Genomic DNA, 12,604 nt, shown 5'->3' on the forward strand with positions numbered 1-12,604 from the left:
TATGCTTAAATATATTTTTGGTTTTTTTCTACTTATAGGATTAGCCATTGCAGGATGGTTATATACATTATACGATGAAATAAAAGATGATGTGTATAAAGTAGTTAACTATGCCCCAAAACAAAGTACACAATTTTTTGATAAAAATGGAATACTAATTGCCAATACTTTTGTAGGTGAGAACCGTGAATATGTTAAATATGATGATATTCCTGCAAAAATTATTGAAGGTTTAGTTGCAATTGAAGATACTCAATACTTTGAACATATAGGAATTAATCCAGATGCTATTAGTCGAGCTATTATAAAAGATATAAAAGCACGTGCATTTGTTGAGGGTGCAAGTACCTTAACTCAGCAATTAATTAAAATGCTTGTTTTATCAAGAGAAAAAAAATTAATTAGAAAAGTTAAAGAAGCCTTACTTGCAATTAGACTTGAAACAATTCTTACAAAAGAAGAGATACTTGAGAGATATTTAAATCATGTGTATTTTGGACATGGATATTATGGCATTAGAACTGCTGCTCGTGGATATTTTAATAAAGATTTATATGAATTATCACTAAAAGAGATGGCAATATTAGTAGGGCTACCAAGAGCTCCTAGCTTTTATGCACCAACAAAAAATCTTAAAATATCATTAGCAAGAGCAAATCAAGTAATTACAAGATTAAATACATTAGGCTGGATTAATAAAGATCAGTATGAAAATGCAATAAAAGAAGTACCTAAAATTCATAAACAAACTTTAACTAAAAATAAAGCTCCTTATATAATTGATTATGTATTAAAAACATTAAAAGATGATATTCCAGATATTAAATCTGGCGGATATAAAATCAAATTAACAATTGATTTAGAAGCTCAAGAAATTGCAAGAAAAGCTTTAAGGTTATCACATGAAGAGGCAGTTAAAAGAGATTTAAACTTTAGAAATAGATCTAAAAATCCAGATGATGATTCATATATAAAAACATTAAATGGAGCTGTGGTTTCAATTGAAAGTAGTACAGGTAAGATATTAGCACTTGTAGGTGGAATTGATTATAAAAAATCTATGTTTAATAGAGCTGTTCAATCAAAAAGACAACCAGGATCAGCTATTAAACCATTTTTATTTCAAACAGCTTTAAATGAAGGTTTAAATCCAGCATCACAACTAGTTGATATTTCTAGAACATATAATTATAGAGTTGATGGTGTTAATAAAAAATGGCAGCCTAAAAATTATGGTGGAAACTTTAAAGGTGTTGTAAATTTAAGAGAATCCTTAGTTTCATCAAGAAACTTAGCTACTATAAATTTAGTAACAGATACAGGTGTTGATATTATGTATAAAGGTCTAGAATCTTATGGATTTAAAGATTTGCCAGCAGACTTATCAATTACACTAGGTTCTATGTCTGTAACTTTGCTTGAACTAAGTGAATATTATAGTGTTTTTGCAAATAATGGAACACAGGTAAAACCTTATATTATTGAGCAAATTACAAATAAAGCAGGAGAAACAATCACTTTTGAACCTCAAACAAAAGAGGTAAACACTCCTGAACAAACTTATTTAATCACATCAATTTTAAAAGATGTTGTTAATAGAGGAACTGCAAGAAGAGCAAAAGTTAGTGGAATAGAACTTGCAGGAAAAACAGGTACAACAAATAAAAATGTTGATGCATGGTTCTGTGGATATTCACCATCAATTCAAACAATAGTATGGTTTGGTAATGATAATAATACACCAATGAGAAAAACAGAAACTGGTGGGAAAATTGCAGCACCTGTATTTTCATACTTTAATAAAAACTATCTAGAGTCACATCCTGAAATACCTAGAACATTTATTAAACCTGCAAAAGTTTATTCTTCAAAAATTAATGGTAAAGTTGAATACTATACAGAAACTTCTCCATTGCCAGAAATAGAAATAGAAATTCCTCCTGAAAATCCAGATGAAGAAGTTATTGAGTTTTAAACTCTTTTAACTTCTTTTCTTTCTTTACTAATTTAGAAGACATAAAAAAAGGTAAGTTCAATTGAACTTACCTTTTTTTTATAGCTTGTTCTTGAATTAACAAGAATAAGTTGATTTGAATTCGAATGCTGTTGGTCTAGCTTCGTCAGGATGAACCTGAGTTTCAAATTTATAGTGTTGGTATGTATCTACCATTTCTTTTGTAAATACTGGTTGTAAGAATTCATTATCTCTAATTAATGCTTCTAATGAACCTCTTAAAGTATGAGGCATTTGAGGAATTTCTCTTTCTCTAATTTCATCTAAAGGCATTTCAAATAAATCTTCATCCATTGGACCAATTGGTTCAATTTTATTAGCAATTCCATCAAGTCCAGCCATTAACATTGCTGCAAATCCTAAATAAGGACAAGAAGTTGAATCTGGGAATCTCATTTCAATTCTAGTTGCTTTCTCACCAGCTCCATAAGGAACTCTACAAGAAGCAGATCTATTTTGAGAAGAATAAGTTAAGATTGAAGGTGCTTCAAATCCTGGAATTAATCTTTTATATGAGTTAGTTGAAGGATTTGTAAATGCAGCAACTGCACGAGCATGTTTAAATACTCCACCAACATAATGTCTAGCCATTTCAGAAAGATTACCGTACTCACCTTCTGTATAGAATAAGTTTTTACCATCTTTCCAAATTGATTGGTGTACGTGCATACCATTACCATTATCACCATAAAGTGGTTTTGGCATAAATGTACAAGATTTACCATTTAAGTGTGCAACCATTTTACATACATATTTATATTTTTGTACGTTATCTGCAGCTTCAATTAAATCTCCAAATACAATACCAATTTCACCCTGTGCTTGTGCAACTTCATGGTGTCCTAAGATTACTTCAAGACCAACTTGCTCAAGAACTAACATCATTTCAGCTCTTAAATCTACCATTGAATCTGTTGGTTGTGCTGGGAAATAACCACCTTTAGTTCCAGGTCTGTGACCCATATTTCCACCTTCATAATCAGTAGATGAAGCCCATTCACCCTCTTCAGAATCAACTTTAAAGTATGATTCATTAATATTATCAACGATTTTTACATCATCAAAAATGAAGAATTCATTTTCTGGTCCAAAGTATGCAACATCACCAACACCAGACTCAGATAAATGAGTTAATGCTTTTTTAGCAATAGATCTTGGACATTTTTCATACATTTCACCTTTATAGATGTCATAAACATCACAAATCATAATAATTGTAGAATCAGCTGTAAATGGATCTAAGAAAGAAGTTCCAACATCTGGCTTTAAAATCATATCTGATTTATTAATTGGTTGCCATGCATCAACAGATGACCCATCAAAAGGCATACCGAAATTTAATTGATCTTCAGTAACTGCACTCATCATATATGAAATATGGTGCCACATTCCTTTTAAGTCTGTAAATCTAAAATCTACAAATTTTACTTCATTTTCTTCACAATATTTGAAAAACTCTTCTGTATTGTTAACAAATTTACCCATTGGTATAGCTCCTTGAATTTATATTAAATAATTCTATCAAAATTAAAAAAAATTAAGCTAAATCAGTTGTATAAAAAATATACAACTAAGAAAAAAAAGTATATTTTTTCCTAATCTACACAAAATTTAGAAACTTATTAATTTACTATCTCTATTATTAAAAGTTATACATTTACTAAATCCTATCTCTTTAGCAAGAGATTTTACTTCTTCATATTTAAACCCTACTTGATCAACAGCATGAGCATCAGAACCAAATGTAATATTTATATCTAACTCATAAGCTAATTGAAGAAGAGTTCTTGAAGGATAAGTTTCTTTAATAGGTTTTCTCAAACCTGCAGGATTGATTTCTAAAGCCATATTTGATTTTTTTATAGCAATAAGTGCATTCTTAGCTAATAATCTTATATCTTTTTTAGGAAGGAATTTAAATACTTTTATTAAATCTAAGTGTCCAACAATATCAAAAAGATTTGTTTTTGCCATAGCTTCAATTGCATCAAAATATTCACTCCAAATAGTATCAATATCTTTTGACTTATAAACACCAATAAATTCTGGATTATCAAATCCCCACATATCTTGTTTATTTTTTAAAAAATGAACTGATCCAATTAAATAGTCTACTTTTGCATTAACTACTTCATCTAAAATAAAACCATCTAAATAATCAACTTCATAGCCTAGTAAAACTTCAATATCATTTTTATATTTTTCTTTTAAATCTAATATCTCTTTTTCATATATTGGCTTTTGCAAGATATCCATTCTATATTTTGGGTCATATGGCATTGGTGCATGATCAGAAAAACCATAAACATCTATTCCTAATTCAATTGCTCTTAATAAATACTCTTCACTTGTACCAGTTGCATGATTACACAATGTTGTATGGTTATGTAAATCTACTCTCATCTATATCTCACTTTATTTCTTCCAGAATTTTTTGCATCATAAAGTCCTTTATCCGCAAACTGCATCATTTCATCTATATTTTTTCCATATTCAAAAGTACATCCAATAGAAATAGTATATTTAAACTTTAAATCCTCAACTTCTATTAAATTATTTTCAAATTTTTTACGTATATCTTCTAATAATTTTTCTATTTCTTCTTTCTCTCTATTATAAAATAGTATGCAAAACTCTTCTCCACCTATACGTGAAATTAGAGTAGAACTAAGAATATTTTCATTTAATATTTTTGCAACATATTTTATTGCATAATCTCCAATATTATGTCCATATGTATCATTTATTTTTTTAAAATCATCAATATCAATAATTGCAATAGAAATTATTTTATTTAGTTTTTTACTCTTTTCATAAATAGTTTTTCCTATTTCAAAAAAATACCTTCTATTATATAAACCCGTCATATAATCTTTATTGATTTTATTTTTCATATCATCAAAAAGTTCTAATATTTCTAAATTAGAGTTAATCCTTACAAAGAATTCTTCTTTTGAAAAACCTTTTTTCAAAAAATCATTTGCTCCAAGTTTTAAAAACTTTGAGGGAATTCTACTATTTGAATCACTAGAAGTTACAATAACCGATAATTCATCTTTAGAGTATTTACTTCTAATTTTTCTAGTTAGTTCTATTCCATCCATTTTAGGCATTAAGTAATCAGTTAAAACAATTTTAATATCATTGTTATCTTCTAATATTTTTAGAGCTTCCTCTCCATTAGTTGATAGAAGAGGTATGAGTTTATACTTTTCTAATAAATCATTAGCTTGCTTTAAAAAAGTTTTTGAATCATCAACAACTAAAACTTTTATATTTTTATTTTTAATTATACGATTTACAATAGTTGTAGCATATTTTAATGCAGAAATTCCATCTTTTACTATATAATCTACAATATTTTTATTTCTAAAATTATTTTCAATATCTACTTCTTGACTACCTGTTAAAACAATAATAGGAATAGAAAACTTCATCATAAAATCTACAACTTCACCATTTGGTGCATCAGGAAGGCCTAAGTCAGCTAAAATAATATCAAATTTACCTTTATGCTGTAAAAGTAAATCGATACTTTCTTTTTTATTTTTTGCAGTATAAACTTTTATATTAATATCAGATTCAATTAAACTTTTTAAACTCTGTATAATTGAAATACTATCATCAATAACTAAAACTTTATAACTCACGATAAAAGGCCAGAACCTTTTATTGCAGTACTTCTATCTTCAGCATATACTCTATTTCCATTTATAATATCGTATTTCCATATTGGTGCTTGTGCTTTAAAATCTTCAACAAACTCATCAATTAATTCTAAGGCAACTCTTCTTTTAGGAGAACAAACAGCTGCTATATAAGAACTTTCATGATTTAATACATCACCTCGGCTATGTGCCATTAAAACAATTGCATTTGATTTTTTAGCTTTTTCTTCCCATGAAGTAAACCATGCATTTAATATTGGTTCATATATATCAAAAGATAAACCATCAATTTTATTTTCATCTCTAACAACACCTACAAATGTAATAATTGCTCCATAATTAGAGTTTCTATATTTGTCATACCATGCATTTGTAATTTTCTCTACTGGTAAATTACCTTCAAATAATTCTAAATTTTCCACGTTTTACCTTTTCATCCGCCACATACAGGAGGCAATAAAGAAATTTTATCTCCATTAGAAAGTTCAATATCTTTTTTACTTACTAAAGTATCATTTACTGCTACTGCACAATTTTCTAACCAAGTTGCAACTTGCTCATCATTTTTTAAAATTTCACTTAATTGTGAAAGGTTTGAAATATCAACTTTCATCGCTTCTTTATTAATTGGTCCTAGGAATTCTACATCAACCACTTTAACCCCTTATTTATTGTTTTTTGATTATTATACCAAAAGAATTTTAAGGTAAAGGACTCATCATTTTATGATTTTTGCAAAAATAGATTTTATAAATTTATTACCATTTCATATTTATATAAAAAAAAATATAAGATCAACACAAACTAAAGCAATTATTGAGTACAAAAAATCTTATCCCTCTTTAATAAATAAAAAATTTAAAAAAAGAAAAGTAGATTCAGCTTTTATATCTTCAATAGCTTCAAGAAATGAAAAAAAATTAGCTTTAGGAATAATTGCTAAGAAAGATGTATTATCAGTTTTATTAATTCCTGGGAATGATGAAAAAGATTTTCAAAGTGATACATCAAATGCATTAGCAAAAGTATTAAATTTACAAGGCAAAGTTTTAATAGGCGATAAAGCACTAAAATATTATCATAATAACGAAAAAAAAGATTTTATTGATTTAGCCAAATTTTGGAATGAAAAATATAATTTGCCATTTGTATTTGCTGTTTTATGTTATTCGTCAAATAAAAAACAATTAGAAACAATTATAAAAAATTTCAATAAAAATCATATAAAAATACCAACTTACATTTTAAATCAATATTCTAAAAGAACGGGAATATCAAATAAAAATATCCTTGAGTATTTAAAAAAGATTGATTATAAAATTGGAATTAAAGAAAAAAGAAGCTTAAAACTTTTTTTAAAACTGACAAAACAAAAGGGAATATAAATGACAATATTTGATACTATAATTCTAGGAATAATAGAAGGAATTACTGAATTTCTTCCAATATCTTCTACTGGACATTTAATAGTTGCAAGTGAATTTCTAGGAATTGAACAAAATAGTATAAATAAAGCATTTGAAGTAATTATTCAATTTGCAGCAATATTAGCTGTTATTTTAACTTACCCATCAAAATTTACTCTTTCACATATTAATTTATGGACAAAAGTAATGATTGCATTTTTACCAATTGCCATCATAGGTTTTATATTTTCTAATCAAGTAAAAGCAATGTTTTCAATTGAAATAGTTGCCTATATGTTTATAATTGGTGGAATAATATTCTTAATAGTTGAAAAGTTTTATAATGAAAAAGAGACACATACACTTGATGTTGAGGATGTAACTTATAAACAAGCAGCTTGGATTGGTTTTGCACAAATCTTTGCATTAATTCCAGGAACTTCAAGAGCTGGTTCAAGTATTATTGGAGCTATGTTAGTTGGTTTAAATAGAAAAGCTAGTGCTGAGTTTTCTTTTCTTCTAGCCTTTCCTGTTATGTGTGCTACAACTGCATATGATTTATTAAAACATCATAAAGAACTTTTTACTGATGCAAATATTTTAAATCTTGCAGTTGGTTTTATCGTATCTTTTTTAGTGGCTTTCCTAGCAATAAAACTATTTTTAAAATTCCTTGAGAATTTTACTTTTGTTGCCTTTGGTATTTATAGAATAATATTTGGTATTTTACTTCTTATTATTTTGAACAATAATATTACATATTAAAGCTACTACATTAGAATTAATAGAAGAAGTTAATCTTTTACTAATGTCATGAATATCACTATTTATTGCATTAAAAAATTCTTCTTCTCTTAACTCTTCTTCTCTTTGTAAAAAACATAATTCTTTATCTTTTAAATCCTTAGCATTATAAAACTGATGATCTCCTGCTGCATGCTTGTAAGGGATAAAAAATGTAGGTAGGCAGTTTGCACAAAGTTCCCATAAAGTTGAAGCACCAGCTCTGCTTACTGCAAAATCAGCTTTTTGCATTTTTAAAGGAATTTCTTTTGAAAAATCAAAAACATCTGCATCTATATTTAATTTAGCATACTCTTCTTTTACTCTATGATAATCATTCTTTCCAGCTTGATGAATAATATTTATTCCCATATCATTTAATTTAGGAGCTAATTTTAAAGCAAAATTATTAATTGCAATTGCACCTTGAGAGCCTCCAAAAAAAGCAACAGTATTTACTTTATCTCTTATCCGACCTAAATCAAAGAACTCATTTGATACAGGATAATCTTTTATAATAGAAGTCTTAATAAAAGAAGAGAAAACTTCTGTTGCAAATTTTGAAGTAACTTTATTTAAAGTTCCCATAACAGAATTTTGCTCATGAATATAAAGTTTACAATCTAGTTTTACTATCGAAGCAAATGTAGCAGCAGCGGCTGAAAAACCACCTACAGAGATTACTGTTTTTACATTATACTTAGAAAAAAGACCTAAACAATAATTTGTTTTAGAAATAATATTTAATATTGATGTAACTTTTCCAAAGGCATTTTTATTTACTACACCTTTTGTATCTAAAAAATACGTAGCTTTTAATCTTTTATCATTTTCAAACCATTGCTTATCTTGACCATTAGAAGAGCCTATAAAAATAACAGGAATTCCTCTTTTATTAAACTCTTCAATAAAGGCATCAGCAACTTTTAAATGGCCACCAGTACCACCACCAGTTATTACAACACTTCCTCTCATACTAAACCTTTTCTTCTTTTATTTTTATTTCATCATCTGAAACCACTCTACTTATTGATAAAACTAAACCAATTGCTATTGACATTGCAAGCATGGATGATCCTCCATATGAAAGTAAAGGTACAGCAATACCTTTAATTGGAATCATTCCTGATATTCCATATGAATTAATTAAAAATGCAATAATAATCATTAATGCAATTCCAAGTGTAAATAGATGATATATTGGATTTTTAACACGTCTACTTATTCTAAAAATCCTCCAAATAATAGAAAACATAATAGCAACAATAAACATTAAACCTAAAAGTCCAATTTCTTCAGTAATTCCAGCTAATACAAAATCCGTATGAACTTCAGATAAAAAACCTACTTTTATATCTCCATTAGAAATACCTTGACCTAAAAAGCTTCCATTGTGCATTGCGTTTAAAGAATGTGATACTTGATATGGTTCAGGTAATTCATCAATTCTTAAATATCCTTCTGCCCAAGATGGAAGTACAGAAAGAATTCCATCTTGAACCATTGCCCACCAGGAATATATTCTTTGGATTCTATGAGGAGCTGCAAGAATTAGACCAACTAATCCCAAAAGTGCTCCAGCCCCAAGTACAAGAAATATCTTAAATGACCTATTAGCAAAAATCAATAATATAACTAATATAATCCCTAAAAGTACAACTTGTCCTAAATCTTTTTGTAAAAAAGCTACGATAAAAACTACAGCAAAAAATGTTAAAAAGTATGGAGCCAAAAGTATTGATTCTTTTTTTAAACCAATCTTTTTAGGTTGATCCATAACTTTTCTATGAAAAGACCATGATAAAAAATATATAAAACCTATTTTAAAAAATTCTACAGGAGAAAGAGAAAAACCAGGTAATCTTATCCATCTATTAGCACCTCCTGATGCTGTAACCATTGAAGAAGGAAGTACAGGCATTAATGCCATTAGAAAAAAGAATAGTAAAAAAAGGGTCATTCCAACCTTTCCGACTAATTTATCTGGATTTATTAATGAAAAAGTCCACATAATACAGATTGCAACTACTGCAACCATTACTTGTCTAATAAAAAAGTGAAATTCATTATATCCATAATACTCAACAGTATAAATACTTAAAGAGTATGAAAATACAACACTTAGAGAAATTAGAATAGACACTAAAATGAGTAGAGGGTAATCTGCTTTTTGACAATTTAAATTATTACTTATTGATTTAATCTTATTTTTGTTAGAATACATACTCTATTATATAACATTATGGATAAATATGTCTTCAAACAAAATCGAAAAAATTAATAAAACTAAAAAAATAGCAATATTATTTATGATTATTTTCTTATTTTTACTAATACTTATTATTTCTGTATTTAGAACAATAACTGAATATAGACATATGCCTACACTTCAAAGCGAAAAAAAAGAATTATCCGTACGTGGAGATATTATAAGTTCAGACAATTTTAAAATTGCTTCATCTAAAAAACTTTATAAAGCATCTATAGATACAAGACACCTAGCAGAAGATAAAAAAGAGCTGTTTTTACAACTTTTTTCAATCTATAGTAAAATCCCTTATAAAAAATTAAAAGAAAAACTTGAAAAAACAAAAGATAAACCAGGGAATTTAGTACTATCTTACAATATTGATTCAAGAACAGCAAAAAATCTAAAAGAGTTAGCTTTTAAACTACGTAAATTAAATGTATTTATATCAAGAAAAGTAAAAGGTGGAAAAATACTTAGAGGCTTGAGTGTACGAGAAAGTGGAGAGAAAAGACTATTTTCATATGAAGACACTTTAACCCCAGTTGTTGGTTATATATCAAAGTTTGAAAGTGAAAATGGTACAACAAAAGTAAAAGGTATAAAAGGACTTGAAAAGAGTTATAATAAAGAGTTAAATGAATCAAAAGATGGTATTTTACAAGGAAATAGAGATGTATTATCATACATAGCTTTTGATAAAAATTCATTAATTAGAAAAAGAATTGATGGAGCAACACTAAATTTAAACATTCCTTTAAAACTTCAAAAAAACAATGAAATAACACTTGATTTACATAAAAAAAAATTAAGTGCTGATGAAATTATTGTTTCAATAATGGATAGTAAAACAGGTAAAGTTTTAACCCTTGCATCTTCAAATAGATTTAATCCTGAAAAGATTAGACAAAAAGATATACCCTCTCTAAATGTAAATGCAATTGAATACCAATTTGAACCAGGTTCAATAGTTAAACCAATATCAATATCACTTGTTATGGATAAAAATAGAATTAAAAAAAATGAACTATTTTTTGCCTATAATACAAAAGGAAAAGCTAATAGTAAAGGTGAGTTTCCAAAAGGAAAATATAAAATTGGTAGATATACAATAGGAGATGATCATAGATTTAAAAAGCACTATTTAACACTAAAAGATGTTGTAATATATTCTTCTAATATAGGTACTTTAAAGATTGCACAAAGATTATCTGGACCAGAGTTTTATGAAGGTTATAAAAGATTTGGACTTGCAAGAAAAACAGGAATTGATTTGCCTTATGAAAAGAAAGGAGTTATTCATAGTATTAGACAATACTCAGCAGGTGATCGTGATGGTGAAGATAACATCTTTAAAGCTACTGATTCTTATGGACAAGGAATAACATCAACATTTATGCAAATGATGAAAGCATATACAGTTTTTAATAGTGAAGGATATATGTCCACACCAAAAATTGTATCTTATTTATCGCATGACAATAGTAAATACAAAGCTTATGATAATAAACCAGAAAAAGTAATATCTAAAGAAACAGCAGAAAGAATGAAACAATTACTAATTCAAACAGTTGAAGAAGGTACAGGAAAAGCTGCAAAGATTGATGGTTTAGAAATTGGTGGGAAAACTGGAACTGCGCAAATAGCAAGAGGTGGGAAATATCTAAAAAAATATATATCTTCATTTTTTGGTTTTGTTAGTGATGGTAAAAATTCATATACAATTGGAGTTACAGTTATGAATCCAAATTCAACAGGAAAATATTGGTATTATCGTTATGCTTCATCTTCAGCCGTTCCAGTATTTAAAGAAATTATACAAAATCTAATTAAATTAAACTATCTTACACCTAAAAACGATATAATTTCAAAAAATTAATAAAAGGTAAATAATGTTCGGAAAAGAATTAAAAAAATATAACTATTCAGCAGAAGAATTAGCAAAATTCCAATATGCAAAAATTACAACAAGTAAAGGTGTTATTTTAATTAAATTATTTAATGAAGATACTCCAAATACAGTTTCAAACTTTGCAACATTAGCAAATGATGGTTTTTATAATGGTCTTAATTTTCATAGAGTAATCCCAGGATTTATGGCTCAAGGTGGATGTCCAAATGGTACGGGAACTGGTGGTCCTGATTGGGCAATTCCTTGTGAAGTTGATATGAAAAAACAAGTTCATAATCAAGGTAGTTTATCAATGGCACATGCTGGTCCAAATACTGGTGGAAGTCAATTCTTTATATGTTTTGATGCAACTCCACATTTAGATAGACATCATACTGTTTTTGGTGGAATTGAACCAGAAGATGGTGATAGCTTTGCAGTTTTAGATTCAATTGAGCAAAATGATGACATTATTTCAATTGAAATATTAGAATCTAAATAATTTTAATCTTCCAAGAAAAAGGTCAATCGAAAGATTGGCCTTTTTTTATGTAAAAAATCTAATAATAAGTATCTTAAAATATCATATTCTGT

Annotated in this window: 12 protein-coding genes; 5 read left to right on the forward strand and 7 right to left on the reverse strand. The window is 27.5% G+C overall.

Annotated features, from left to right (window positions below; genetic code table 11):
• The first annotated feature begins 1 nt into the window (after position 1).
• A complete protein-coding gene (locus GBG18_RS11160; RefSeq protein ID WP_152191113.1) occupies positions 2-1,975 on the forward strand; it encodes a transglycosylase domain-containing protein in 1,974 nt (657 codons plus the stop codon).
• 96 nt (positions 1,976-2,071) lie between these two features.
• Here the strand turns inward: GBG18_RS11160 and glnA are convergent, their stop codons facing one another.
• From glnA to GBG18_RS11185, 5 genes are all read right to left on the reverse strand, one after another.
• A complete protein-coding gene (gene glnA, locus GBG18_RS11165; protein WP_152191115.1) occupies positions 2,072-3,499 on the reverse strand; it encodes a type I glutamate--ammonia ligase in 1,428 nt (475 codons plus the stop codon).
• Between the two features lie 126 nt (positions 3,500-3,625).
• Positions 3,626-4,417, reverse strand: a complete 792-nt coding sequence (hisJ, locus tag GBG18_RS11170) for a histidinol-phosphatase HisJ (protein ID WP_152191117.1) — start codon at positions 4,415-4,417, stop codon at positions 3,626-3,628.
• The gene (locus GBG18_RS11175; RefSeq protein ID WP_152191119.1) at positions 4,414-5,664 is read right to left on the reverse strand and encodes a GGDEF domain-containing response regulator; all 1,251 of its coding nucleotides are present in this window, start codon (positions 5,662-5,664) and stop codon (positions 4,414-4,416) included. The genes hisJ and GBG18_RS11175 overlap by 4 nt, the downstream gene beginning before the upstream one ends.
• Positions 5,661-6,104 carry a molybdopterin synthase catalytic subunit gene (locus GBG18_RS11180; protein ID WP_152191121.1) on the reverse strand — a complete coding sequence of 148 codons (444 nt, stop codon included), beginning with the start codon at positions 6,102-6,104 and terminating at the stop codon, positions 5,661-5,663. The genes GBG18_RS11175 and GBG18_RS11180 overlap by 4 nt, the downstream gene beginning before the upstream one ends.
• An 11-nt stretch (positions 6,105-6,115) precedes the next feature.
• Complete coding sequence (locus GBG18_RS11185) at positions 6,116-6,337, reverse strand: MoaD/ThiS family protein (RefSeq protein WP_152191123.1); 222 nt, start codon at positions 6,335-6,337, stop codon at positions 6,116-6,118.
• 70 nt (positions 6,338-6,407) lie between these two features.
• On the opposite strand from GBG18_RS11185, the gene GBG18_RS11190 reads away from it, so the two are divergent.
• Positions 6,408-7,067 (forward strand): MqnA/MqnD/SBP family protein, encoded by a 660-nt coding sequence (locus GBG18_RS11190; protein ID WP_152191125.1) that lies wholly within the window; start codon positions 6,408-6,410, stop codon positions 7,065-7,067.
• Positions 7,068-7,853: an undecaprenyl-diphosphate phosphatase gene (locus tag GBG18_RS11195; protein ID WP_152191127.1), complete on the forward strand. Its 786-nt coding sequence runs from the start codon at positions 7,068-7,070 to the stop codon at positions 7,851-7,853. It abuts the gene before it with no gap.
• Here the strand turns inward: GBG18_RS11195 and GBG18_RS11200 are convergent.
• The gene (locus tag GBG18_RS11200) at positions 7,815-8,846 is read right to left on the reverse strand and encodes a glycosyltransferase (protein ID WP_152191128.1); all 1,032 of its coding nucleotides are present in this window, start codon (positions 8,844-8,846) and stop codon (positions 7,815-7,817) included. The genes GBG18_RS11195 and GBG18_RS11200 overlap by 39 nt on opposite strands.
• 1 nt (position 8,847) lies before the next feature.
• Entirely contained in the window at positions 8,848-10,095 is a 1,248-nt protein-coding gene (locus GBG18_RS11205) for an FtsW/RodA/SpoVE family cell cycle protein (RefSeq protein WP_152191130.1), read from the reverse strand.
• A gap of 28 nt (positions 10,096-10,123) precedes the next feature.
• Here GBG18_RS11205 and GBG18_RS11210 point away from each other — a divergent pair, with 28 nt between their 5' ends.
• Together GBG18_RS11210 and GBG18_RS11215 are read left to right on the forward strand one after the other, a co-directional pair.
• Positions 10,124-11,998, forward strand: coding sequence for a peptidoglycan D,D-transpeptidase FtsI family protein (locus GBG18_RS11210; RefSeq protein WP_152191132.1), 1,875 nt, complete (start codon positions 10,124-10,126; stop codon positions 11,996-11,998).
• Positions 11,999-12,011: 13 nt separating this feature from the next.
• Positions 12,012-12,512, forward strand: coding sequence for a peptidylprolyl isomerase (locus GBG18_RS11215; RefSeq protein WP_152191133.1), 501 nt, complete (start codon positions 12,012-12,014; stop codon positions 12,510-12,512).
• The last annotated feature ends 92 nt before the right edge of the window (positions 12,513-12,604 follow it).

This window comes from Poseidonibacter ostreae, from assembly GCF_009208075.1.
GTDB classification, from domain to species: Bacteria; Campylobacterota; Campylobacteria; order Campylobacterales; family Arcobacteraceae; genus Poseidonibacter; species Poseidonibacter ostreae.